Origin of the sequence: Mesotoga sp. BH458_6_3_2_1 (assembly GCF_003664995.1) — a bacterium.
Lineage (GTDB): Bacteria > Thermotogota > Thermotogae > Petrotogales > Kosmotogaceae > Mesotoga.
The window spans coordinates 202,577-227,031 of sequence record NZ_JFHL01000021.1; the positions used below are offsets into that span (position 1 = coordinate 202,577).

Annotated in this window: 23 protein-coding genes; 17 read left to right on the forward strand and 6 right to left on the reverse strand. The window is 45.2% G+C overall.

Annotation, left to right across the window (positions count from 1 at the left end; genetic code table 11):
• Nucleotides 1-9 precede the first annotated feature (9 nt).
• From Y697_RS10830 to Y697_RS10880, 11 genes are all read left to right on the forward strand, one after another.
• Entirely contained in the window at nucleotides 10-507 is a 498-nt protein-coding gene (locus Y697_RS10830) for a molybdopterin-dependent oxidoreductase (RefSeq protein WP_121551624.1), read from the forward strand.
• A gap of 53 nt (nucleotides 508-560) precedes the next feature.
• The gene (locus tag Y697_RS10835) at nucleotides 561-1,571 is read left to right on the forward strand and encodes an alcohol dehydrogenase catalytic domain-containing protein (protein WP_121551625.1); all 1,011 of its coding nucleotides are present in this window, start codon (nucleotides 561-563) and stop codon (nucleotides 1,569-1,571) included.
• An 11-nt stretch (nucleotides 1,572-1,582) separates the two neighbouring features.
• Nucleotides 1,583-2,836 (forward strand): extracellular solute-binding protein, encoded by a 1,254-nt coding sequence (locus Y697_RS10840; RefSeq protein WP_121551626.1) that lies wholly within the window; start codon nucleotides 1,583-1,585, stop codon nucleotides 2,834-2,836.
• 231 nt (nucleotides 2,837-3,067) lie between these two features.
• A complete protein-coding gene (locus Y697_RS10845; RefSeq protein WP_121551627.1) occupies nucleotides 3,068-3,895 on the forward strand; it encodes a carbohydrate ABC transporter permease in 828 nt (275 codons plus the stop codon).
• Nucleotides 3,885-4,712: a carbohydrate ABC transporter permease gene (locus tag Y697_RS10850; protein ID WP_121551628.1), complete on the forward strand. Its 828-nt coding sequence runs from the start codon at nucleotides 3,885-3,887 to the stop codon at nucleotides 4,710-4,712. The genes Y697_RS10845 and Y697_RS10850 overlap by 11 nt, the downstream gene beginning before the upstream one ends.
• Entirely contained in the window at nucleotides 4,709-5,542 is an 834-nt protein-coding gene (locus tag Y697_RS10855; RefSeq protein ID WP_121551629.1) for a carbohydrate kinase family protein, read from the forward strand. The genes Y697_RS10850 and Y697_RS10855 overlap by 4 nt, the downstream gene beginning before the upstream one ends.
• Nucleotides 5,539-6,486: a sugar-binding transcriptional regulator gene (locus Y697_RS10860; RefSeq protein WP_121551630.1), complete on the forward strand. Its 948-nt coding sequence runs from the start codon at nucleotides 5,539-5,541 to the stop codon at nucleotides 6,484-6,486. The genes Y697_RS10855 and Y697_RS10860 overlap by 4 nt, the downstream gene beginning before the upstream one ends.
• Nucleotide 6,487: 1 nt before the next feature.
• Nucleotides 6,488-7,459, forward strand: coding sequence for a diacylglycerol kinase family protein (locus tag Y697_RS10865; protein WP_121551631.1), 972 nt, complete (start codon nucleotides 6,488-6,490; stop codon nucleotides 7,457-7,459).
• Nucleotides 7,456-8,436 carry an ADP-ribosylglycohydrolase family protein gene (locus Y697_RS10870; RefSeq protein WP_121551632.1) on the forward strand — a complete coding sequence of 327 codons (981 nt, stop codon included), beginning with the start codon at nucleotides 7,456-7,458 and terminating at the stop codon, nucleotides 8,434-8,436. The genes Y697_RS10865 and Y697_RS10870 overlap by 4 nt, the downstream gene beginning before the upstream one ends.
• The gene (locus Y697_RS10875; RefSeq protein WP_121551633.1) at nucleotides 8,429-9,610 is read left to right on the forward strand and encodes an MFS transporter; all 1,182 of its coding nucleotides are present in this window, start codon (nucleotides 8,429-8,431) and stop codon (nucleotides 9,608-9,610) included. The genes Y697_RS10870 and Y697_RS10875 overlap by 8 nt, the downstream gene beginning before the upstream one ends.
• Nucleotides 9,611-10,341: 731 nt before the next feature.
• On the forward strand, nucleotides 10,342-11,394 hold the full coding sequence (locus Y697_RS10880; protein WP_121551634.1) for a YCF48-related protein: 1,053 nt from the start codon (nucleotides 10,342-10,344) through the stop codon (nucleotides 11,392-11,394).
• A gap of 1,676 nt (nucleotides 11,395-13,070) precedes the next feature.
• Here the strand turns inward: Y697_RS10880 and Y697_RS10885 are convergent.
• Genes Y697_RS10885 through Y697_RS10895 form a run of 3 tightly spaced genes read right to left on the reverse strand, consistent with a single transcriptional unit; the run spans nucleotide 13,071 to nucleotide 14,842 of the window.
• Nucleotides 13,071-13,328 (reverse strand): hypothetical protein, encoded by a 258-nt coding sequence (locus tag Y697_RS10885; protein WP_121551635.1) that lies wholly within the window; start codon nucleotides 13,326-13,328, stop codon nucleotides 13,071-13,073.
• A gap of 38 nt (nucleotides 13,329-13,366) precedes the next feature.
• Nucleotides 13,367-14,476 (reverse strand): S10 family serine carboxypeptidase-like protein, encoded by a 1,110-nt coding sequence (locus tag Y697_RS10890; RefSeq protein WP_121551636.1) that lies wholly within the window; start codon nucleotides 14,474-14,476, stop codon nucleotides 13,367-13,369.
• A 21-nt stretch (nucleotides 14,477-14,497) separates the two neighbouring features.
• Complete coding sequence (locus tag Y697_RS10895; RefSeq protein ID WP_121551637.1) at nucleotides 14,498-14,842, reverse strand: hypothetical protein; 345 nt, start codon at nucleotides 14,840-14,842, stop codon at nucleotides 14,498-14,500.
• A 628-nt stretch (nucleotides 14,843-15,470) separates the two neighbouring features.
• On the opposite strand from Y697_RS10895, the gene Y697_RS10900 reads away from it, so the two are divergent.
• From Y697_RS10900 to Y697_RS10920, 5 genes are all read left to right on the forward strand, one after another.
• Complete coding sequence (locus Y697_RS10900; RefSeq protein WP_006489979.1) at nucleotides 15,471-15,794, forward strand: PadR family transcriptional regulator; 324 nt, start codon at nucleotides 15,471-15,473, stop codon at nucleotides 15,792-15,794.
• Between the two features lie 2 nt (nucleotides 15,795-15,796).
• Nucleotides 15,797-16,729: an HAAS signaling domain-containing protein gene (locus tag Y697_RS10905; protein ID WP_259462508.1), complete on the forward strand. Its 933-nt coding sequence runs from the start codon at nucleotides 15,797-15,799 to the stop codon at nucleotides 16,727-16,729.
• Nucleotides 16,730-17,063: 334 nt separating this feature from the next.
• A complete protein-coding gene (locus tag Y697_RS10910) occupies nucleotides 17,064-18,101 on the forward strand; it encodes an ABC transporter permease (RefSeq protein WP_121551639.1) in 1,038 nt (345 codons plus the stop codon).
• 114 nt (nucleotides 18,102-18,215) lie between these two features.
• Nucleotides 18,216-18,719 (forward strand): hypothetical protein, encoded by a 504-nt coding sequence (locus Y697_RS10915; protein ID WP_121551640.1) that lies wholly within the window; start codon nucleotides 18,216-18,218, stop codon nucleotides 18,717-18,719.
• 20 nt (nucleotides 18,720-18,739) lie between these two features.
• Nucleotides 18,740-19,234 (forward strand): hypothetical protein, encoded by a 495-nt coding sequence (locus Y697_RS10920; RefSeq protein ID WP_121551641.1) that lies wholly within the window; start codon nucleotides 18,740-18,742, stop codon nucleotides 19,232-19,234.
• Between the two features lie 57 nt (nucleotides 19,235-19,291).
• Here the strand turns inward: Y697_RS10920 and Y697_RS10925 are convergent, their stop codons facing one another.
• Complete coding sequence (locus tag Y697_RS10925; RefSeq protein ID WP_121551642.1) at nucleotides 19,292-19,729, reverse strand: hypothetical protein; 438 nt, start codon at nucleotides 19,727-19,729, stop codon at nucleotides 19,292-19,294.
• Between the two features lie 214 nt (nucleotides 19,730-19,943).
• Between Y697_RS10925 and Y697_RS10930 the strand changes: the two genes are divergently transcribed.
• Entirely contained in the window at nucleotides 19,944-21,416 is a 1,473-nt protein-coding gene (locus tag Y697_RS10930) for an NAD(P)/FAD-dependent oxidoreductase (RefSeq protein ID WP_121551643.1), read from the forward strand.
• Nucleotides 21,417-21,502: 86 nt separating this feature from the next.
• On the opposite strand, the gene Y697_RS10935 is transcribed toward Y697_RS10930, so the two are convergent.
• Both Y697_RS10935 and Y697_RS10940 read right to left on the reverse strand, forming a co-directional pair.
• Nucleotides 21,503-22,624, reverse strand: coding sequence for an ABC transporter ATP-binding protein (locus tag Y697_RS10935; protein WP_121551644.1), 1,122 nt, complete (start codon nucleotides 22,622-22,624; stop codon nucleotides 21,503-21,505).
• A 4-nt stretch (nucleotides 22,625-22,628) separates the two neighbouring features.
• Nucleotides 22,629-24,422, reverse strand: a complete 1,794-nt coding sequence (locus Y697_RS10940) for an iron ABC transporter permease (protein ID WP_121551645.1) — start codon at nucleotides 24,420-24,422, stop codon at nucleotides 22,629-22,631.
• Nucleotides 24,423-24,455: the final 33 nt, after the last annotated feature.

Below are 24,455 nucleotides of genomic sequence, written 5' to 3' on the forward strand. Positions count from 1 at the left end.
GAAATACGTATGAAGAAAGCCTTACTGGTTGTTCTTGCGGCAATGCTTCTCATTTCTGCTGCGGTAATCGCAGATCCTGTAATCAAAATCAGTGGCGTGATCGCATTGAGAAATGAGGAAGGTGTCTGGCAACTCACGCTGGATGAGTTCAAAGAACTGCCTCAAACCGAGTTCTTTGTAACCGATCCGTGGATGGGAGACAAGACATATGTTGGAGTTACTCTCGCCGATCTTTTGAAGTTCGTGGGAGTTCCTTCCGGAACAAAGAATGTTGTTCTGGTATGCTCTGATGAAAAGGAATTTGCAGTCTCTTACGAGGACGCATTGAAGTATCCGGTAATGCTGACTCACTCAACCAGATCGGGCGAAAACCTTAGGGCTCTTCCTGCGAGCCAGGGTGGCCCCATAAAGCTTGCATATCCGATCAACGACTTCCCGGAGATCACCGACAAGTATCCGTCTGACAACTGGGCATGGTACGTAATCGAAGTTAGGGTTGAGATGTGATTTCGTAATGGGGGAGGCAACTCCCCCATTATCTTCGATAAGAGGTGGTTCATTTGAAGGCAGCAATCTACAAGGGCATCGGGAAGATCGAAATCAATGATATTAGCAAGCCCACTATCCAGGCAGATGAAGGTCTCGTGAAGATAGGTATGGTTGGCGTCTGTGGCACAGACATAAAGACATTCAACAAAGGGCATCACATGTTCAAACCGCCATGCATTCTAGGGCATGAGTTCACCGGAAAAGTTGTTGAAAAAGGAGCATCGGTAAACTACGATTTCGGCGATACTAGCTACGTGATTGCTCCCTACATAGAGTGCGGCAAATGTGAAATGTGTCAGAAAGGAGTTCCCGAGCTCTGCTCAAAGAAACATTGGGTCGAAGGAGCATTTACCGAGTATGTGAAAGTGCCCTCAGAGATCCTGAAAAGGGCAACTCTTAAGATCCCGAATCATGTCCCCGAGAGTACCGCAACCCTGACAGAACCGCTGGCCTGTGCAATTCATGGCATAGACAAAGCCAGGATAATTCCCGAAGACAGAGTCCTGGTTGTTGGAAGCGGTCCTATGGGCTTGCTCCTTGGAAACGCTCTGAAAAACATGAAATGTGAGACATACATTTCCGATATCGATAAGAACAGGCTATCTATGGCTGAGAACTGTGGCCTCAAAACGATAGACTTCAGTGAGTCTGGTTTCGAAAGCTTTAAAAACAGTGATCTTCGCTTCGATTCAATCATCCTTGCAAATGATAGAAAGGAACTTGTCAATCCGCTTCTACCTTTCGTGCATCCAGGCGGAACATTTGAGTTGTTTGGTGGAATGTCGAGAGACACGGTCCTGGAGATAGATCCTTACTTTATTCACTATAAAGAGATAGACCTCGTCGGCACTTTTGGTTTCTCCGAGAAGGATTTCAAGAAGGCCTTCGGCTTCATCACCAGTGATCCAGATTCTTTCTCTAAACTGATTTCCAAAGTATGGGACCTCGAGAATATCGTAGAAGCTTTCAAAGACGCTACAGATAAGACCAAAGCCAAGATTGTCGTAAAGGTCTCAAGCTAGGAGGGATTTAATTGAAGAAGGTATTTGTCATTTCATTGCTTCTAACAATTACCGCGGCGATCTTCGCCATTACCCTGGACTTCTACTGTCTTGCCTGGCAACCTGCAGCCGTTGACAAGATATACGATCTGGTCGATATATGGAACATGGACAATCCAGATATTCAGGTGAACATTATCTGGGGCACCTGGGAATCTTCAGACCAGTATCTGCTGACAAGTTTTCAAGGCGGAAACGCCCCGGATGTCTTTCATACTGACGCCGAGAAATTCCGAGAATATGGAATGATGGGATATGCAGCCCCCCTTAACAGTTACGTGACTGCCGATATGATTAGTGACATTCCTGCACATATATTCGAAGACTGCTACGATTTTACCGGAAATTTATACGGGATCCCTTGGTGCCAGGAAACGCAGGTGATCTTCTACAACAAGGACATATTCGAAGAAAATGGAATTAGATTACCTCTCGACAGAATGATTTCGTGGGAAGAGCTGCTTGACATTGCTCAAAGAGTTACAAAGAGAGATGATAACGGAAATGTAATAACCTGGGGAATCCTTGCTCCTCTTATGGAGAGGTTTCACTGGACCTTGATCGCTCAGAAAGATGGAACGATACTTACAAAGGACAGCAATCATAAGTGGAAGGTTGAGATCAATGAGGGGGCAAGAGAGGCAATTGAGTTTTACCTTTCACTAATAACTGAACACCAGGTGATGCCTAGAGATGTCATAAGCATTGACTACACTTCTCTAATGCAGGGATTCATAAACGGGAAATACGCAATGGTTACCTTTGGCTGCTGGAACAGGCGCTTCATGCTTCAGAATAAAGGCTTCAACTGGGGTATGCTTCTTGTCAAGAACGAAGACAACAGGATCAATGCATCTGACCCCCAGGCTTTTGGTATCTCAAAGCTCTCCAAACATAAGGATGAAGCCTATGCATTTATAGAATTCATGACAAATACCGAGAACTCAGCAGAGATAAGCTTCAGCGACTATCTCTTCCCAGTAAGGGAATCGGCAATTGGCGACCCGCGATTTGACTCGGCTGAGAACGAATGGGACATAGCGAAATCCTGGCTCCAATACTCAGACAACGTTAAACCCGGCATGCCTGGATTCTATACTTTCGAATGGAAACTGTTTGTTCCCAATCTGGAAAAGGTGATTCTTGGGAGTATGCGTCTAGACGAAGCTCTTAAGGATACAGTTGTTGAGGGAAACAAAATGCTGAAGAAGCTCGGGCTTCAATGATTTGCTGCAACTTGTAGGAGAATGAAAGGAAATACCCTGAAGAAGCTCTTTGCAACGTGGAAAGGGTTATTTTAGATGTTCCTTTCATGATTCTCGAATCAATTAGAGTGTATTCGCCAGTATGAGGTGATACTGGCAATCAATGAGATATATATTACCGATTCACTCGGTAACTGTCGGGAGTGATGACAAATCAGAAAGAGCGAAACGGCGAAAGCACTGCCATATATATTGCCAGTACTGATAGTAGTGGCGCTAATAAGCGTATATCCATTTGTCAACGGGATATACAACAGCTTCTTCTCCGATGCTGTCTTCGGAGGAGGAAAGTACTACTCCGGCCTTGAGAATTTCAGAGACCTGATGTCTGACAATCTTTTCTGGACCGGGCTCAAGAATAACCTTATATGGTCTGCTGCTTGTGTCGGATTTGAGCTTGTTCTGGGCATGTTGATAGCTCTACTGCTCAATCTGCCATACATAAGGCTAAGAGGTCTATACAGAGCACTGATCCTTCTGCCCTGGGCGACAACCCCCGTTGTAGCGGCACTGGTATGGAGATACATCTTCGGAGTTATGGGACCGCTTAATTCCTTTCTGAATACAGTGGGCTTTGCAAATCCTCCTAATTGGCTGGTAACTCCAGGCTATTCTCTCTTCGCCTGCATAGTCGCAAACATTTGGATAGGCCTCCCGTTCGTTATTGTGACTCTTCTGGCTGGATTGCAATCCCTACCTTCTGATGTGTACGAAGCTGCCGAGATAGATGGTGCCGGAGTATTCAAGAGGTTCTTCCATCTCACTCTGCCTTTAATGAAAAGTCTGATTCTTATCCTCGTTACACTAAACACGATCTGGACTTTCAACATGTTCGACATAGTCTACTCAATGACCAATGGCGGACCGGGGAACTCTTCAATGCTACTATCACTGTATTCTTATCAAAATGCTTTCGCATACTTCCAGCAGGGATACGCCTCTGCAATCGGCGTCATATGTTTGCTTATACTACTTCTACCTGTTGCCTTCTATATAAGGGAGGTAAGAAATGAGGCCTAAGAGAAGCGTAGTAATAACTATGAACATCGTGGCGTTTTTGGTGGTTTTGCTGATCCTCTCTCCTCTCTTAATGCTAATACTAAATTCTTTCAGAGAAACTAATGACATTTATCAGAATCCTTTGAAGCTTCCGGAGAAATTCTATCTGGGAAACTACTCGAAGATCTTCCAGGACACCAGTTTCGGCAGGAACTTCGCAAACAGCATGACGGTTACCCTCGTTACCGTCATGCTATGCATAATTATCACTACACTGGCAGGCTATGCAATGTCCAGATTCAAGTTCAAGGGCAAGAATCCTTTGATACTATGGCTTCTGGCTTCCCAGGCTTTCCCGGGAATTCTAATGATAATCGGTCTCTTTTCTCTCCTTAACCGGTACTCCCTTCAGAACAACCCCCTGGGCCTGATTATTCTATACACTACCTTTACTATCCCGTTCTGCAGCTGGTTACTTAAGGGATACTTCGATGAGATTCCCCAGGCACTTGAAGAAGCTGCAATGATTGATGGTTGTAATCGATTTCAGGCAATGCGGAAGATAATCGTGCCAATGGCAGTTCCGGGGATAGTCGCTGTCGGAACGTTTGCGTTTCTTCTCTCTTGGAATGAGTTCTTTTTTGCGCTCGTAATCATGAGAGAGAATGCAAATTATACCCTTCCCGTTTTCCTTTCGAGGTTCGTTGGAACCGGAGGTGCCGTAGAGTGGGGCGCTCTATCGGCCGGCGCCCTAATCACTGCTCTTCCTCCTATCCTTCTGTTTCTCCTATCACAGAAGTATCTAATCGGAGGGCTTACGAGAGGTGCGATCAAATGAGAATCGCCGTCATCGGAGCCGCCTCTATCGACAGGTATGTGATTCTCGATTCATTTCCAGAAAGAGATTCTATGGTATTTGCAAGAAGCACACATGATTTCATCGGAGGCTCAGGAGCGAACATAGCTTTGAATCTCTCGCATTGCGCTGAAACGGACTTCTACTTCGGAACGGGAAATGATCTATCTTCGAAGTGGATTCTAGAGAAGCTCTCTTTGCCAAGCATGAATCTTAGTTACGTCGTGGAAAATGGATCTGGCGCCGAGACTTTAATAATGCTGGATTCACAAGGAGAGCGAAGAATCATATCCCTTGGAGGCCATGCTCTCTTTCGCGGTGTAATCGACGAAAAGAGGTACAGTGCGATTTGCGTGGCGGACAGTTTCAAAGAAGTCGCGCTCGATGCATTCCGAAAGACAGCTGAATCTCTGAAAGTCTATGTACCGGGTGGATGTGGTCTGTATTTTGGAACCGATACCGTTGTTGAGGTAGCTTGTTTATCGGATTTCACTATTTTGTCGGAAGGAGAAGCAGAGAACCTTCAGAGAAGGATCAGTGAGATCTCTTCGAATATTATAATAACCAGAGGATCCGCTGCAACGATCTGGATAGATAGAAACAAGAATAGCCGCTCCTTCGAGGTTGAAGGAATCGCTGAAAAAATCTTGGATACTACGGGAGCCGGTGATGCTTTCGCCGCAGGATTTATTGAGAAGTTTACGAAGTGCGGTGATCCAGTCCAGAGTATCAATTACGGCCACAAGAATGCGGCAAAAGCGGTTTCTGCAATTGGACCCAACCTCGTAGAAGGGAGGAAAGATTTAAGATGAAGGGGCTTATGGCCAATAGAGACACAATGATGAAAGTTTGCAAACTCTACTATATCGAGGACAAGACACAGAGCGAAATCGCCAGATTGGTTGGAATATCCAGACCCCAAGTCAGCAGGCTGCTCACAAAAGCCAAAAACGAGGGAGTCGTTAGGATAGAGATTGATTCGGGAAAAGTGGAAAATCTCGAAGAGATTTCGATAGAAATGAAAGAGAGATTCGGACTGAAGAACGTCATCGTTGCGGACGAAGCATCGGATGGAGGAACCATCACTTCAATTGCGATGTCTGCAGCGAAATTCCTCCCCGATTACGTGAAGAATGGACAGCTTGTGGGGATCTCCTGGGGTCGAACTCTGTATGAGACAGTTGAAAGAGTCGTATTCAATAGTGAGCTTCCAAACACAACATTCATACCCCTGATCGGTGGCGTCGGCCAGTTGCGTCACGAGTATCAGATGAATTCAATTGTTGAGAAGATTGCGAATTCCTTTCACAGTAACCGTTACTACCTTTTCGCTCCAGCCTTCATAGAAAACGCGAAGACTCTAAACATGATGCTTGAAGACAGTTCGATAAGATTCATGTCGGAGATGTGGAAGAGGTTGGATCTGGCCATTGTCGGGATAGGGGAACCCATATCTCTGTCCAATGCCTTCAAGAACATCTACGATAAGGAGTTCCTTGCTAACCTTATGAAACACGAGGCGGTTGGCGACATAGCAGCGAGATTCTTCAACGTGGACGGAGCACCTTGCGTTTCCGGAAATGAGAATATCCTCGGGATATCTCTTGATCAGCTGAAGGAAGTGCCCGAGGTTATCGGGATTGCAGGTGGCAAAGAGAAAGCTCAGGCAATTCATGCGTCAATAAAGGCCGGATATATCAATTCAATCGTAACGGATAGGAGTACTGCTCTTCAAATACTCCGAATGCAGAGGTAATATGAGAATCGGATTAGTCTATAATCCTAACTCTGGTAAGCGAGAGAAAGATCTTGCTCTCATGAAGGCTCTTGCCAAGAAGCTTGAGGGATTGCACCTATTCTGTACGAAATCTACCCATCTTCACCTGAAAGAGTACTTCAATCTGGAAGTAATCGGATCGGGGACGACCCACAACGATTACAGAGACACCATAAACGCGGGTAACGCCCTTTCGGAAATGAATCTGGTGATATCGATCGGAGGGGATGGAACCGCATCCGATGTTGTCGCCGGTATGCGGTTGACTGGGAGGCTTGCGCCAGTTGCGGGTGTCGCTTTGGGAACAGCCAATTGCGGACCACTTATTGCTATCAGATCGGTTGCTGACATAGTAGACTTTGACTTCCTTAATATAAGGCCAAAATGGGTAATCGGACTAGACGTATTCGAAGAAGAATACATAAGTTCGGCATTCAACGATGTGGTCATTTCCGAAACTTTGATTTCGACAGTAGAAGGAAAGAGCTTAACAATCGACGCTTCGAACTTCTTCTACAAGAATGAGAGAACACCAAGAGAACCTGTGTCAATCTCTTCAGAAACAAGCAGATTGGAGATCAACGGAGAGGAAGTCTCGCCTCATTTTCGTACATCACAAATCATTATCTCTCCATTTCCAAAAGACACAAAGGGATTGTTCGCCTATAAAGCAGTGAGCGGCCTCCTTTGCTGGCTGCCTTACTCGAGCTGTGACTCTGCAATGATTGTCTCTTCAAGACCGATAATAACTATGGTTGAACCGGACGAGACAGTCTCTGCGGATATCAAGCAGTTCATTCTAACTAACAGTGATACAGTAAGATTATCTGGCTTCGAAGCTTTCTGCGTGATCGATGGAAATCCAAGGGTAGATCTTTCAGCATCCGAGGGAATCGAAGTGAAAACAAATGGAAGGGCAGGACTTGGCGTGAAAAGACGTGATGAAGAATGAACAGGATTTTCAGGGCACTTGAAGCATTCACCGTTGGCGATGCGATGGGAATGGTAACGGAATTCATGACCCGCCGGCAAATCTCTGCCAGGTTCGAGTTCGTAAGTGATTTGCTAGAACCGGAACATTCGCTTATCCATAAGAATCTAGCAAGAGGTCAGATAACTGACGACACAGAGCAGGTGCTTTACTTAATAAAGCTCTACAATGAGAAAAGAAACTTCTCACAAGAGACGGTCAAGGAAGCTCTTTGCAGGTGGGTCGACGAGTGTGACCCTGTTAGGAAGGGTTACATAGGGCCAAGCACTAAGAGAGCTATCGAAGCCTTCAAGAACAAAGAGGAATTCGAGAGTCTGGGCACTACCAGTGGGGCTCCAATGAGAGTGCTTGCTCCAGTCTTATGTAGTCTCAACAAAAGTGAAAAGCATCTAGTCGAAGTAATAAGAGAGTGTACAGTTCCTACTCATAACACGAATCTCGCTCTCGAAGCTTCCCTCTCAGTCGGATTCGCCTACTACTATGCAGCAAAGGGGCAGGGTGTTAATCAGATTGTAGAAGCAGCCATTAGAGGCTCAAGATTAGCTGGAGAAAGCTCTTGCGCAGAATTCGTAGGACCTTCTGCCGGTGAAAGACTTTCCGTGATCGGAGATCAAATCGGCGGTGAATTGCCTGGCGATTTTCTTGACAGAATCTACTATCTGTTTGGCACAACTATGGAGGCGGTAGACGTAGCAGTTGCAGCGATTGCCATCGGGCTTTTCTGCAGAGATGATGTGTGGCAAGCAATAAGGATGGGTGCATCAATCGGCGGAGACACCGATACCATTGCAGCAATAGCAGGCGCACTGTCTTCTCTCCAAGGCGAAACTAACAATATCCCTCATTTCATAACTCAGAAAGTATCGAAAACAAACGAAAATCTTGATCTGCAGAAGTATGTAAGATACGTAGAGGAAACGAGTGATATAGATGATTAAACTATTGTCCGGAAGTGCCTCTGTGGGGGTTATCTACGGGATCTTCAATTTCGTTCTAATACCGTATCTCAATGGCAAGTTTCACTCAACTGCTCTGGCTGGAAACCTGGTTTCAGCAGGAATGATTATAACGATCTTCACCGGAATGCTAATTGGCTATCTAGGCGACCGAAACAGGAAATACCTGTTCTTCATTAAAGGTCTCTTCATCATCGCAATTGCCAGCATGTTTATGCTTAGCACAGGCAATGAAATCTTGTTGGGAATTGCTGCCGTCGTTTTCACCATGTCAATATTCAGTCTTCTTACTCCATACTCTGCCCTTGTCAGCAACGTGAGTAAGCCTGGCAGAAAGGACAGAAACTATGGATTCATGATGGGTGTTATGAATATAGCGACCTTCCTCTGTTCCCTGTTCATTGGAGTCGCCCTTTCAAGAAGCGAAGAGACCGCATTTGTGATTTTCTCGATTGCTGCAGCTGTCCTAGTTGTTCCGATTTTCTTCTTTCGTTCTGGTTCTCAAGTAGATGATGCCGCTGTAGGTATTAGGGAAGAAGACTTGAGATTCAAAATTGACAGAAAAATAGTCTTTGTAATGATCTCTCAGTTTGGCTTATGGTTTTCCATGGGTGGGATACTTCCTTACTTGACCTCTTTCATCAGCAGCGATATAGGTGTGTCTCTTGGCACTGCCTCGTCGATAATGGGAATATCAACTCTTGTGAGTGGCGTGACTTCTCTTTTGACTGGCACTCTGAGCAAAATGCTCGGACAGAGAAGGCTGCACATTACGGCGCTTTCTATCCTAGCCGGCGTTTTCTTGTTAGTGAGTATCTTCTACTCTGGATTCCTGGATCTTGGCCCATTTCTTATGCTGATCGTCTTGATTTTCTTCAGCTTTGCTTTGGGAATTGTTCTCGCCCTCAACGTGACAATAGTCTCAGATACGGTTTCCCTTGCAAATCAGGGAAAGATCTTCGGCCTAAATAACATAGTAATGGTGCTCTCTCAATCGCTTGCCCTAAGTCTTATAGGTTCTTTGATAGCCCTGAGTGGCTATAATCTGGCATTTGTTTTTGTTGCAGGAGGCTTCGCGACCGCAATACTATTCTTCGTAATAAGCACGCTTAATTATCAAAGACCACTAAACGAGCAAAAGTCAGGTAAGACGTAGAAACAGACCCAGCGATAAAACTAAACTAATCGGCCTGGAGGATATTCACTACGTACTGTTTCGCATCAACTTCAACTCTTTGTGAAGACGTTCGCATCTTTCGTACCAGAGCATTCTGTAATCCTCGTGGATAATTATTCTGCAAACAAAGTCAAAAGGTTGAAAATCTATTACTCTAGGCACCAATTCTTACATTCCTTATTTAGCTAAAGGTCCTGCTTCTCATCTGTAATGTAGACGAGCACTGAATCCTGACCTTGATGATTGCCGCAACGGCTCTTGTATGCCCGTCGGTTATAGCAAGTCTTTCATCAAGATAAATGACCGGAATCGAAACACTCTTCACTCTGAATAGCTCTCAGTTTGGTAAACGATACATAAAGCTGACTGGGCTACAAGTCCCTTGCTCGAATCACAAATCTACTTGACATGACTACCCCATATAATTAATTCACAGCCGACAGACTTCACGACTTTCATGAGCATGGCGCTGGAGTGAGCCCTCCTCCACAGATACTAACTCTATAAACACATCTTCAAGAAGGTGGAAGTGCTATTATTCTATTGTCTTTATTTTAGAGCTCATACTTGTAGCGACGATATGAAGACGATATGAACAGGATGCTCAGGATTCGTTCCATAGAATGCGACTACAGATTTCGACTATCCCCAAGACAACCTTTCATGGCATCGACAATTAGTCTTGTAGAGTGAATTCAAAGGAGGAGAAAATGAAGAGGAAGATACTGATAGCATTTGTAGGTCTTCTGGTGATTCTATTTCTAGTGAGCAGCTGCATCCCTTTTCCCAAAGCAAAGAATTACCGCGCATGGGTAGTGGGACAGACAGACACAAACGGAATCGCAATACTTTACTTTTCGGACGATTCCGGTGAAACCTGGACGCGCCAGGCAATGGACATCCTGCCTGAAGGTAAGAGTTTGGAGGACGTTTTTTCAGTAGATCAGAATACAGTCTGGGCTTGTGGTTCAGGCGGGCTATTGCTGAAAACGACTAACGGTGGCTCCGACTGGGAGACAGTTGAAGTATCTGAAGTTGCTACTGATTCTTTTCTCTCTTTCCTTTCGATTTTTGAAGATAGAATTTGGGTAAGCGGTGACGAAGGACTTGTAATCTTCTCTGATGACTACGGTGGGAGTTGGACAGTATGCGACCTTCCCGAAACGGCTTCAGAATACTTGATTCAAGGAATCCATGCAATAAACCAGAATGTGATCTATGCGGTTGGGAACAAGTCAACGCCCAGAGCCGGCATAGTTCTCAAAAGCGAAAATGGTGGTCAGAACTGGGAAGAAATTGAGCTGCCAAACAGCTACAACGACAATGGATGGATAGGTGTAAAGGCTACGGATGAAAATCACATAGTCATCCATGGTGGTCAGGGCCATTATGTGGTAACCGCGAATGGTGGGAAACAATGGGTCACAGGAGGTCCTCTTTTCGCTAAAGACCTGAACTCCCTGGTAATGCTGGACAGTTCAACTTACTGGGCAGCCTGCGATTTTGATACGATAATTCTTACAAAGAACAGCGGAATAAGCTGGGAGGAACAGCCGCCGGCAGGAACGAGCAATTCATTTCTGTTAGGGATAGATGCTCTCAACAAGAATAACGCGTTGGTTGTCGGCTCATCGGCCGGATACCCGCAGTTCGGAAAGATACTGCGCACAGAAGACGGAGGAAAGAATTGGGAGGTTGTTCTTAGCGCAGAGGAATGTCCAGTTACCTTAACTCATGTTTCGATAGCCGAAAAGAGTATGTGAAAACCATGGATTAGTTCCAAGTTCCAAGTTGTGAGTTGTAAGACCGTGGTTGGGGGTCGGTGGTCGGGGGTTCGTAAGAGCAAGAGAAACTCGTTGACCGTGTTGAATGGTTCTCCGTTCGCCGAAAAGATCCGCTGGTCGCTTGCTAAAAGACGCTGTACGCTGGAAAGAGCGAAGTAACTGGTTCGCCGTTAGACGAGGAAATCTGTTCTTCATTCTTGGTCAGACCATTTATTCAGAGAGTAGAGAGAAGGGGAAAGCAAAGAGGCCAAGTAAGGATCCGGGATCTTGAAAGGTCTTGAAAAGCTCTTTAATAGCCTCTCGAGAGCCCATCATTATCCATAAGTCAGGGAGTTAAATTCCGCTAATATGCTTGTTCTCGTGTGAATGCTGTGTTTGGCTCCTGATGATCCTGATCTTAAATCCTCCCTTGAGGGAGGAGGGCCACGTAGTGGCGGAGGGTGTTGGTCTTAGTATGCGAAAAAAACCGATGCTCCGAAATAGTCCTCTGAGAGCGGTTGCTAGGTGTTAGTTTAGGTCTCTGGCAGGAGCATACCTATGGATCACAGACCAAATAACGCGAAGTATTGAATACATCGTTCAAATTCGAACAGGCCAACCTATTCTAAACGTTGTTCAAAGAGCACACACCCCACCGCAAGCGGTCCCCCCCGCTCAAGCGGGGATTTAGATCAAGAACGTGCACACCAGGAGGGACGCCGGAAAACCTACCTGTCCCCACATTTCGGGCGAATCGCCGTTCGTCCCTACAGAATCACCTAAAATTGTCATCCCGCAGAGCCTGCCCTGAAAACCTGCCCCAAAATTCTCCTGTTTGGGGTCTCCTGTTAAGGGTCATCCCGAACTTGTTTCGGGATCTGGGCTTACGCAAGTGGTCGGAGGTAGCTGGTTGGGGGTTGGTCAGGAGCAAAAAAGAGATTGACCCAGTCCTCAAGAAGCAATTAAAACCATCTGATCAGAACCAACTCATTTCGTCATCCTGAAGCGCTCCTGTTCAGGATCTGGTTTTTTTTAGGAACCGTGGTTGGTGGTGGGAGATCAGTGTTCGGAAAGAGCGAAGTGAAACCGGTTCTCCGTTAGACGGTTCACCGTTCTCCAAATAAAAACATCTTCGTTCTTGGTTAAAGCGAAAAAACGAGAGATTCTGAAACAAGTTCAGAATGACGGATTCTTTCACTTAGTGACCAGCGGGTTTTTGCTCTTAAGCGAACAGCGGTTCTTATGCTCGCAACTGGAACAGTCAACTTGCAACTGCTCTTCGAAGTACGGGTTCATGGTCCAAGATGAAAGACCAAGGACGGCTCTTCACAGCGCTCAGCGTCTTCTAGCCAGCGTTCGGCGGATCTTGTGGCCCGCGAATCGGAATTGGCCGCACGCAGTGCGACGGTCCTGATGTTCTGCATCAATTGTGTTTTTCGGTTATTCTTGCCACTGCTTGCAGTGACTGGCCTCAGCTTGAAGCTGAGCCTGGCACCACGAAGTGGTACTGGCGAAGGCGAAGCCTTCCTGGCGGCGATGATTCTCGCCTTTTGACTGGCCTGCGCCAGCAGACTGGCTTCAAAACCGCCTCCTGCCGAAGGCAGCCTTGCGACCTGGCATGTTCTTGGCCGGCATTGCGACCTGGGCCGTTCTTGCCCAGCCTTGCGTCTATTGTTTTATTCTTCCTCGCGCCAGCGAGCCTCGCCTTCTCGTGAGCTCAGCAAACTCTCGACAATGCTCTTTCGAAGGACAGGTCTACGTTCTGCGACGACAACGAATGACGGCTCTTCATAGCGTGCAGCGGATCTTCTGCCGCCAAGTATCTCGAAGTCTTCTAACTCAATCAAGATTGAAGTCAAGTCCACAATCTTTGTAAAAGCGATCTTCTCTTTTGTGCAACATGTAGGAAAGATTGCACCTTTGCTGACCAACAAGAGAAGAACCTCAGCTTGAGTGTTTGCTTGTCATATCGTCATTTTCCATAGAACTGCTTCAAGTCATCCTTCAGATCTTCAAGGGCTTCAGGATTTACGTAAATCATATGGCCACCATCATAGCAGTTGTGAATGATACTGGAACGAACTGAATCCGGGATTCTTAGATGATCGATACTATAAGCAACAGCTTCAAAGGGGCATTCAAGATCGAACCTTCCACCTGCGATGAAGACTTTGAGATAGGGAGCTCTAGTCAGTGCATGTGAGAGAGAGCTACTTGCATCAGGAAAGCCCAGATTAAGAGAGTCAGGCATTTCTGGCTCAACTATTCCACTCTCCCAATTCCAATTCAGATATACATCAGCATTTCCACTCTTGTAAGGCAAATCTGTATCATATCCGATCTCTCTCTTTATGTAGTCATTTGCACAGGTCTTCAACTGACCGGATAGATTGAACATTGTTCCATCGTTGGAGTCCCCCACATAGGGTCCAATCGCTGTAATTCTAGAATCATATACGCTTAGAGATCGGCCCTTTTCTTCAAGCAGCAATGTCGAAAAGTCAACCTGATTCATCCTTAGATTCCGTTCATAGAAAGCATATGAGCTTATCCCGGTTAGCTTTTCAAGTGTTTCTGCAATATCCCACTTTTCATTGTCACCAAGATTGTCTCCCTTCCAAAGGGCACCTATATACTCTTGACTAACCCATCCATTGGCTTCTTCGACCAGGATTTCTAGATTCCCCGAAACCATACCATGGTACCAAGCAGACGCAACATAGACTGGAATTGATAGAGCAAGTGCTCTATCCTCCATCGAACTCCATTGAATTGTCCCGAGATCGAAGACAGGAGAAATGAAAATCAGTCCAGAAGGGTAAACTCCGATATCCTGAAGGTGCTCTGAAAGGTAGGATCCTCTAACGCCTCCATAGCTCTCACCAAGGATGTAGATTGGCGACTGCCTTCTGCCTTTTGCGTCAAGATATGATTGTATGAACTTTCCAATTACCGCCACATCTTCCCTCACATCCCAGAATCTCTGAGAATCGATTCCATCTGCTACTTCAGTGTAACCTGTGCCGACCGGGTCAATGAAGACAAGATCGGTTACGTCAAGTAGAGTATATGGATTGTCCACTAGTTTGAAGGGAGGTTCGGGCTAACCTGTACCATCTCCACTTCTCTCGGCCACCCTCGGTCCAAATGCTCCAAGATGCAGAAACATCGCAGCGGCTCCCGGACCACCATTGAAAGCGAATGTGATGGGTCTAGATGAGTCTTCTTCATCCAGCATTCTCTCGTAGGAAACACTGAATATTCTCACAAGTTCATTTCCGTTGTTATCAAATACTGGAAGTAATCCCGCCGCTACTGTATAGACTATTCGCTTACAATCTACTTCAACAGAACCTGTCTTCGAAGTGCCCGAAATCTCATTCACTGCCAGAGAAACAACACAGACTAGTAGAAGTGATAGAAATACCAATGCTAGCTTTCTTGACATAGCGCACCTCCTTTTGGTTACAACAGATTATAATCCTTGAAAGTACATGAACTTACCGCAAGAAAAACACTGAATTGCCAAGCTCCCAAAAACCTTTCTGATAGAGAGTACGGTGTAGGGGTAGGAAGATGCTAAGGACGGAGGTTTTCCGTTGACCGTCATCCGTTCTCCGATAGCTCTCGACGGGGGACTGAGGACCGTTGACGGTTGACCTGAGAGAAGCCTCCTGCCGAAGGCAGCATTGCGACCGACGATGCTTCTCGGCGCACTATGTCTAATGTTTTATTCTCCCTCACGCCAGCGAGCATCACTTCCCGACGAAGTCGGCCTCACTTCCCCGGACGCTTTTCCGGGCATCACTTCCTGGGATGCTCTTCCCAGCATCACTTCTTGAAATGTTCTTGCCCAGCCTTGCGTCCCACCAAAACCAGCTTAACTTTAGGTCTTATCCAAGGATGGATTTGTGGTCTTGAACTACGAAACAAGGGTGTCTTTTTCTTCACCATGAGACATTGCACATTCCCGGCCCCCCACTTCACGAATTTTTAACCAACACTATATTATGACGTCATAATAGTACTGTGTGATACACTGTATACTATTATCAACATAGTACAGAGGTGATGTTATGGACATAGGAAAACTGGCAACGGAAATGAACAGGGGCTTCATTCAACTCTTAGTCATGGTTATGCTCGATGAACCAATGTACGGCTACGATATCGTTAAAACACTCGGAGAAAGGAACTTCTCAATCGACGAGAACACCCTGTACCCTCTTCTACGAAGACTTGAAGAAAGGGAGATTCTTTCTAGCGAGTGGAGAGTTGAGGAGAACAAACCCAGGAAATACTATTTCGTATCGGAAACTGGAAGACAGGTAAGGAAAGAACTGCTGAGAATCTGGAACGAACAGGAACAACTTCTAAAGAGCTTTGTTGGGGAGGAATGAAAATGGAAAGACTGAAAAAGTATCTTGACGATGTGCGAACGTTCTTACCGGGAACCAATCCAAAAAAAGTGGATGAGATTCTAAGAGAGATTGAAAGTCATGTACTGGAAAGAGCAGAGAGGGAACATGGAGAAATTAATGACACTGCAGTCGCGATGACGATCAAGGAATACGGTTCACCAGAAGAGGTTGCGGCAAGGTATTATGAAGGCGGTCCAATCATCGCCCCTCATCTGAAGAACTATCTCTTCATGTACACCGGAATTCTTTTCGCAATTCATCTTGGACTTCATCTTATCGCTTTTGTTTTTGGCGAGAATGGCGCGATCTTTGATTTCAGGGGAACGGATCTGCTAAGCCTTCTCTCACAGCTTCCAGTGACTTTTATATTTGACTTCGGACTTGTCAGCTTGATTCTTTACTTCGTGACGCAGGCAAAGGCTACTGCGAAGCTTCCCCACTTCACATATTTCATAAGAGCAGAAAAGACACCTTCAATGGGAAAGAGAATAGGAGCGCTAATAGGCTCTCTTGTTGGGGCCGGGATAACCTTTCTTGCTTTCACTTACGGACCATTCTATTTGGGCGGCGGAGAGCTAACGGAGATCGCGATAATCGCGTTGGATTCATTCAAGTTCGCGCTATTCCTTGCTTTTGGGCTGCTTGTCATAGATTCAGTATCCAACTTAATCAACATATTCAATTACTCCCGGTTCAGCAAAATCGTATCGAACACTCTTGGCCTTGTCTTTCTCTTCCTGGCCGTTTCACCAGACTATAAACCAGATATTGCATCCTATCTGAGTTTGAATCCCTCAAGTATAGATCATCCACTCCTTGTAGCGATTCTATTCTTGATGGCAATTGTAATAATTGTCGATCTGGTCTTTGAGACGATTAAGTTTTGGGCCAGCAGAATTGTTAGAACTAATTGAGACTATTCGGAATATCTCTGGAGGGGCACTGCCCCTCTTTTTTCTCAATTGGCAGCCATTCTTGAGAACAACAAAAAGAGCTCTTGTTCTTTGACTGTTACGCTTAAGTTTTCGCGGCAGAAACTACTTCTAAGCCTTAAAAAGCTTGTGGTCGCAGAAATCAGTTTAGGTGCGTTTGAGAAAGCGTGTTTGGTTGATTTGTAAGCAGCAAAGTCCGTTAGTGATACAATTCATTAGGCAGTATTCTAGGAGCCTCGAATGACTCCCTTTGTGAGGGTGGGACTTTGGAGTTCTGCTTTCGATTGAGTTCATTCACTGATTCGGGAGGTTAGACTTGGCGCCTTATATTCTAAGAAGGCTTCTTTTCTTACCACTTGTCGCCTTTGTTGTCACTCTAGTTGTATTTGCAGTAGTCTGGTCGATGGGCCCTGATGTGCTATTGAGAGCATACATGACGGGGAACGCTTCGAAATCACCAAACGCTGAACAGAGGATAATCAAGAAGTACGGGCTCGACAGACCTGCAGTTGTCATGTACTTCAAGTGGATTGGCAACACCATTACAGGCGATATGGGATACTCATTGACTGCCAGCTCGTCGGTTTCTGAAGCAATTATCTCAAGGTTTCCAGCAAGTCTCGAATTGCTCGTACTTGCACTTATCCCAATAGTCTTGGTAGGTTCAAGGCTCGGCATAAGAGCGGCGATGTATCCAAATGGGGTCGCAGATTCTGTTTTTGGATTTTTCTCGATAGTAGGATGGGCAACTCCCGACTATATTATGGCTCTTCTGATTCTCGTCGGAAGTTTCAGCGCTTTTGGCTGGTTGCCAATAGGTAATTTGAGTGTAGCTCTCATAAAAGAATGGAATTCTTATACTAATTCCCTGATAATCGATTCCATACTTAATCTGCGCTTCGACATCTTGCTGTCTCAACTGGCAAACCTCGCTCAACCCGTCTTGACTCTCTTCCTTGTGCACTCGGCTTATGTTTTCCAGATAAGTAGGGCAACTGCACTCGACATCAAAAAGAGAGATTTCATTAGGGCTGCAAGATCAAGAGGCGTGAGTGAGAGAACGATAATGTTGAAGCATGTTAGAAAAAATGTACTGATTCCCGTCGTAACTGTTGGAGGAGAGCTCTTCGCATCGCTTTTCGCAGGTCTTGCCTTTGTCGAGACTATCTTTGCGAGACCAGGTATAGGAAGACTGCTGACCAACGCCGCAATAAGCGTTGAAGTACTTACTCTATCGGGCTGTGTACTTCTTATAGCCGCCATGATGATTATTGTGAACATCGTTGTAGATATTATCTATTCTTTTCTCGACCCTAGAATCCTTCTGTGGGATAACGGAACGGCGAGAGTTTAGCCAGGGACTTTTCCTGCATCGGCGTGAGCAATCTCCAGTAGATCTATGTACAGTATAGAAATTGCATAGTTTTTTGTCAGAGTTGGCTTACAATAAACGTTGGGGGTGAGAGTTATGAAGAAAATGTCTCTAATTGTTTGTATGTTGGTTATGGCTTCAATCTCATTTGGCAGCTTCTCCTTGGGGTTAACGAACATTGCAGCAAAGACTGAGTCTTTTTCAGATACTCCTCTCTCCGGGTTTGTTGGAATAGATGTACTTGGTTTAGATTTGCGATACGATTTTGGTCCGTTTTCGGTAGGAGTGGCAACTCCATTTCTCTTATTTACTCTTTCAGAGGACACTGGGGTGAAACCCACTTTTATTATTCCGGGAATTGCATGGTATAGCTACATTGGGCTGAGACTTAATCTAGGTGCTTTTTACTTTAGAGGAGACATTGGCCATACTCTCGCCTTTGGGGAACAGCTGAAACTCGGCTTCTCGCCAATCAGACTGGGAGTGGGAATGAGCTTTAGTCCGAATTACTATATTGAATTGAACGCAGATGCTGTACTTCAGAAATTCAGTGCGACTGTCGGGAAGATCTTTGACTTCAAGATAGGATACAGATTCTAGAAGCAGAAGAGGTGTCTGAATTGAAGAGATCTTTGGCAACCGCAATTTTAATAACTGTGCTGGCAATCTCTTGTCTTTCGAGAAATCCAATGGTTGAAACGTACAGAAATCTTTTCCATTCGGTCATTTATCTGGATATAGAGAACTTCAGTAAAAATCTGACGACAGATAAGATCAATATATCAAGAAATGAGAAGCGAATGCTCTTAGATGGAGACATTCTCATATATCTGACAGATGAAGGCAGCCTTGGAAAGATGCTGATACTTCAGCTCGACAGAGACGAAGATGGCTTCATGTATTTTGACTTTGTTACCTATGACCGGGAAGGCAAGATATCGATCGAAAAGAGAAATGTGAAGCTTCAGGCTTCATTCATTTATGATTTCGACAAAGGAATAATCCCCGAGAAGATCGAGGGAGTCGAGCTATGGTGGCACAACATAGATGATTTGGAAATGTATCTCGTTCCCTGGACTCCTACGAAGCTCGGGAAATACCCTGTGCAAAGATGAATTGAGAGAACAAGACAATTCTCAGAAGAAGTATTCTTGGCAGACAAAAGAAACTCTCTAGAATTGAAACTGCACAAGAAATGTGGGGACGATCTTTAGACTTGTATCGACAAAGAAATCACCTGGCAAGCTAAAGGGAATACCAAGCTCAGCACCGAAGAAGAGTTTGCCGAAATCCGTATTAAATCCATAACCCCCACCGGCACGAGCTAACATGAAGCCTTCCATCTCTCCGAGGTGAAAGAGTCCCTCGATTCCCCCGTGAACTCTCCATGAGGCAAGGTCTTTATAGAGAAATAGTCCAGGCACCAACACAATCGATTCATTGTCGAAGATGACTCCCATCTTAAGCTGAAATCCGAGAAGCCAAGTATCAAAGTTCACCGCAGCAAAGGGCTCAAAATGACCGTGTATCTTGACGCCAACACTGAACCCGACACCAATTACGGAAACGGCAATAACCAGTACCAGAACTATGCAGATTTGCTTTATCAATGTGAGCACCTCCTCGCATGATCCAATTCTACCTTAAGCCTAGGTATTATTCTTCAGTGAAGAATTCAGAGCTCCACACAAAACAGATTCCAGAGCCAATCCAGACGGGAGTGGTAGAATGAGGGTGATGAATCACAGTAGCAGTTGTTTAATTCCCGGTTAACTGTGCGAAGCGGTTCGCACATTTAGTCTTGACGGTGTTTAGGAGGTAAAGATGGCGAGAATTGCGATTATAGGCGGTGGGATAGGGGGGCTGGCCGCTGGATGTTATGCCCAAATGAATGGTCTTGAATCAGTGATACTTGAAAAGGCCAGTCGACCGGGAGGCCTCTGTACATCGTGGGACAAGGGCGATTATATATTTGACGGCTGCATACGTCATCTTGCTGGGCTTAAGCCAGGCACCCCACTCAACAATATGTGGAAAGACATTGGAGCGATGCCTTCCGATATCTACTTTCCCGAGGAACTGGTGAAAGTGATAGACCAGAAGGGCAATGAATTCACAGTATTCTATGATCTTGAAAAGCTTGAAACTGAAATGAAGAGAATCTCCCCTGAAGACTCTACACTTATTGAAGACTACATAAATGCGATACGCAGGCTTTCCAACACTGACCTGATGGAGGTAGGTTTCTGGGGATTCAGAGACTGGTTGAGGAATCTCTTCACATTAATAAAGAACAGAAAGGTCTCTAAATACACCATGATTTCATTCGCACAGAGGTTCAAGAGTCCAGTCTTGAGAACATTCTTCCCGGTAATCCAGTATGGATGGGAAAGCATTCCACTAACTCTAAATCTAGGAGTGATGGCCGGATCGGCGGGAAAGAGATATGGCAGATACCTCGGGGGTTCGGCTGAATTCATAGAATCGGTTGTGGACCGATATAAATCACTTGGAGGCGAGATTCTTTACAACACAGCTGTGGAAAGAGTTATGGAAGATAGTGGAAGGGCTGTCGGAGTGAGGCTTGAAAATGGTGAGGTGATCTCCGCTGACTATGTAATTTCAGACGCATATGGCTACGATACATTCAAGAAACTTATAGACGACAGACATCTCACCGATCGTCTACGCTCAATGTATTCAAAGCCCATAGATAGAATGATGATGGCTTTGCATGTATCTTTCGGCGTGAAAATGGATCTATCTGACAGACCGAATGCATTTTCTCTTTTCCTTGACGAACCTATCGAGATCGCAGGCGATAACTGTTCTATAGTCAACGTTATCAACTATAGCTACGACAAGAAACTGTCTCCGGAAGGGAAGACCAGTCTGAAAGTGATGTATGACACCTACTTTTCTTACTGGGAAGAGCTTTCGAAGGATCAGAAGAAATATGAGGAAGAGAAGGAGAAGATCGGCAACAGAACAATCGAGGCAATTGAAAGATTTATTCCAGGTATAAGAGCCGCCGTTGAAGTAACCGATGTGGCAACGCCTTTGACCACGAAGAAGTTCACATCGAATGCCCGAGGATATGGAAGTAAAGAGGAGTTTCGATTGAGAGATACCTTAAAGGGGTTCCTTAACAAACCGATGACTCTGAAGACTCTAAAGAACTTCTTCGTAATAGGACACTCCATAGGAGGAACAAATCTCTACGGTTGTGCGGCAATGGGCAGGAACGCCGTCAAGAAGATTTGCAAGAAAGAGAAGAAGGACTTCTATTCTTCTTAGCGCTATTCAACGGGTAATGACTATGAATAATAACAAAAGAGAGGAATGCCCGAACGCCACTCCTCTCCTGAAAAGTAGTCCGCTTACTATGTCAGCTTTAGTGATCCGGCTCCGATCTTCTCCTTTGTTTCTTTGTTAAATAAGAGGTAGTTACTGGACGGAAAAGAGATTTCCATAACAGAATCAACCACGAAATCTACTCTTCCGAAAACTACTATTGAGAACATAGTATTCTTGATCTTTGCTCTAACAACTGTCTCCATTCCAGAAGGGAGAGTTGAGTAAATCGTGCAGGTATTCTCTCCTATATAAGGTTTCAGCTCGATGTCTTCAGGCCTTAATCCAATTATCACTTCATCTCCGCTCTTGACTTCATAGTCTTTCTTCATGAGAAGCATTTCCAGTCTCAGTTCAGAAGTTCTTAGGACAATCATCTCTCCTTCAACTCTATCTACTTTCGCATCGAAGAAGTTCATCGATGGATTGCCGATGAAATCACCAACGAAGACATTCGCCGGCTGATCGTATATTACAAGCGGCGGCGCAAATTGCTGGAGAACTCCCTCTTCAAGAAGACAGACCTTGGTTGCCAGAGTCATCGCTTCCAGCTGGTCGTGGGTAACGTATACGACAGTCGATTCTATTTCTCTGTGGAGCCGTTTCAACTCGGCTCTCATCTCCATTCTCAGTTTAGCATCCAGGTTAGAAAGCGGTTCATCCATCAGAAGAACTTTTGGATTAGGTGCAAGCGTCCTGGCAATGGCAACTCTCTGCTGCTGACCGCCGGAAAGTTCTGAAGGATACCTGTCAAGAAGATCGCTTATTTTGACTAGATCCCCCATTTCCTTTACGCGCTTTCTAATTTCCTCTTTGCTCCACTTCATGTTTTCCAGACCGAAAGCAATGTTCTGAAGAACGGTCATATGTGGCCAGAGCGCATAATTCTGAAACAGAAGGCCAACATCTCTCTTGTCGGGTGATAGGTTTATCTGTTTCTCGCTGGAGAAGACGACCCTGCCACCGATGCTGATTTCACCGACAGTAGGGGTTTCTAGCCCGGATATCATTCTGAGTGTGGTCGTCTTTCCACATCCGGAGGGACCAAGGAGCGTCACAAAGTCGCGGTCCTCAATTGTAAGATCTAGATTGTCTACCGCGTTGACACTTCCGAAAATCTTTGTCAGATTCTTCAGTATAATCTCAGGCATCAGGTCAACCTCCTATTCCTTTATCCAAACTTGCGCCGGTCACTTTGTTGATGATGAAATTGAATATCAGAACTATTCCGATTATCAGAAGGACAATCGCATTGGCGTATTGATTCCAGCCCTTCTCGTTATACTTGAAAAGCATTGTAGTCAATATACTAGTCGCCGGTGTTACAAGCAGTATGTAAAGGGCGAGCTCTCTCATACTAGAGATGAAGGGCAGAAGATATCCGGATATTACTGTTGGCTTCTGAATCGGTATGATTATCTTTACCATCCTTTTCCACCATCTGACCCCCAGAATTATTGCGGCCTCTTCAATTTCCTTGCCGAGCTGTAGAATTGCATTAATCCCCGCTCTGGATGCAAAGGGCAAATACTTCACCGAACCGACAAGAGCTAGAATTGCAAAAGTGCCATAAAGAGGTGGTATAAACCCTCGTTGAACGGAGAACATCGATAAATATATCGCACCAAATGCCATACTGGGAATCAGATATGGGAAGAAGGCCAACCTGTCAACCATATTGGAACCGAACTTTCCTCTGGTTTTGGCGACTGAGTACCCTATGAGAATACCTATGGTTCCAGCAATTAACGCCACTACAAGTGACAGCGAGAAACTGTTGAACAATCCCTGATAAACATACTTGTTCTTCAGAATACCAGGTTCTCCGTTTGCTATATCTGGACTACCCTCTCCGGTCCAGAAAATCGTTGAGAGATTGCTAAAGGAATAATTCCCTGGCTCTACAAAGAAAGACTGCGCCGCAAAGGTCAAAAGCGGGATTATTGCTACTGCAACCAGAATAACCATCATGATTGCCGAAACAGGAGTGCGAAGCTTTCTCAGATTCACTAAAGAAATGTTCCCACTCTTTCCAGTAACAGTTGTAAACCCCTTTCTCTTGCCAATGATTATCTGGTTTATTGTCAGAATTGCCACCCCAACAACTATCATGAATGATGCGATGATATATCCGGCGCCGGGATTAACTCCGTTGATTGTTCTATATAGCTGTGTTGTGAGTACCTGATACCTCACCGGACCTCCCAAGAATGATGGCACTGCAAAGGCACTCATCGCACTTGAAAACACAAGCAAGAATGTCGAAAGGATGGCAGGCATCACTATAGGCACAGTTATCTTGAGGATTATGCGTAAACGGGATGTTTTTAGAATAACAGCAGCTTCTTCGAGGTTTGCGTCCATGTTTCTCAAAATTCCTCCGATCAAGATGAAGGCGAATGGCGCGTAGTGCATACCCAGTACGAGAACGATCGGAACAAATCCGTACGCAAACCAGTCTGCAGTTTCAATGCCCGTTAGGGCCGTGAATATCCCCGGTACTCCACCAATGCTTTTGTTCTTGAAGAAGTTTAGCCAGGCCATAGCCAGTGTCCACGAAGGCATAATATATGGAAACAGCATCATGGTTGATATGGATTTCTTGAACCTCAAATTGGTTCTAGTAACCATCCAGGCGAAAAAACCACCGACTATGAGTGCAAAGGCGCAGGTAGCTATTGCTACCAATAATGTATTAATCAGAGGCTTGTAAAACAAGTTGTCGCTTGCCGCACTGTTGAAGACATACTCCCAGTGATACGTAGTGAAATCTCCAACACTGGAACCCCTTATCCTTCTGAGTTCTGCAGAATGGACTGTCAAGGTGTCTACACCGATGTAGAAGAGAGGTACAATTGTCAGATATATGAGTACAACTAGAAGAACTACTAGAATCGTATGCTCTGGCTTTGAGAAATATGCGAGTAACCTGTTTACGAGTTTCTTCATAGCAACCACCTTTGATGGGACTAAGACTCCCCC

Excerpts from the sequence above, each read along its gene's own strand:
- Y697_RS10830 (WP_121551624.1), top strand. The coding sequence starts at position 10 with ATGAAGAAAGCCTTACTGGTTGTTCTTGCGGCAATGCTTCTCATTTCT.
- Y697_RS10850 (WP_121551628.1), top strand. The coding sequence starts at position 3,885 with ATGAGGCCTAAGAGAAGCGTAGTAATAACTATGAACATCGTGGCGTTT.
- Y697_RS10855 (WP_121551629.1), top strand. The coding sequence starts at position 4,709 with ATGAGAATCGCCGTCATCGGAGCCGCCTCTATCGACAGGTATGTGATT.
- Y697_RS10860 (WP_121551630.1), top strand. The coding sequence starts at position 5,539 with ATGAAGGGGCTTATGGCCAATAGAGACACAATGATGAAAGTTTGCAAA.
- Y697_RS10865 (WP_121551631.1), top strand. The coding sequence starts at position 6,488 with ATGAGAATCGGATTAGTCTATAATCCTAACTCTGGTAAGCGAGAGAAA.
- Y697_RS10870 (WP_121551632.1), top strand. The coding sequence starts at position 7,456 with ATGAACAGGATTTTCAGGGCACTTGAAGCATTCACCGTTGGCGATGCG.
- Y697_RS10875 (WP_121551633.1), top strand. The coding sequence starts at position 8,429 with ATGATTAAACTATTGTCCGGAAGTGCCTCTGTGGGGGTTATCTACGGG.
- Y697_RS10880 (WP_121551634.1), top strand. The coding sequence starts at position 10,342 with ATGAAGAGGAAGATACTGATAGCATTTGTAGGTCTTCTGGTGATTCTA.
- Y697_RS10895 (WP_121551637.1), bottom strand. The coding sequence starts at position 14,842 with ATGTCAAGAAAGCTAGCATTGGTATTTCTATCACTTCTACTAGTCTGT.
- Y697_RS10900 (WP_006489979.1), top strand. The coding sequence starts at position 15,471 with ATGGACATAGGAAAACTGGCAACGGAAATGAACAGGGGCTTCATTCAA.
- Y697_RS10905 (WP_259462508.1), top strand. The coding sequence starts at position 15,797 with ATGGAAAGACTGAAAAAGTATCTTGACGATGTGCGAACGTTCTTACCG.
- Y697_RS10915 (WP_121551640.1), top strand. The coding sequence starts at position 18,216 with ATGAAGAAAATGTCTCTAATTGTTTGTATGTTGGTTATGGCTTCAATC.
- Y697_RS10930 (WP_121551643.1), top strand. The coding sequence starts at position 19,944 with ATGGCGAGAATTGCGATTATAGGCGGTGGGATAGGGGGGCTGGCCGCT.
- Y697_RS10935 (WP_121551644.1), bottom strand. The coding sequence starts at position 22,624 with ATGCCTGAGATTATACTGAAGAATCTGACAAAGATTTTCGGAAGTGTC.
- Y697_RS10940 (WP_121551645.1), bottom strand. The coding sequence starts at position 24,422 with ATGAAGAAACTCGTAAACAGGTTACTCGCATATTTCTCAAAGCCAGAG.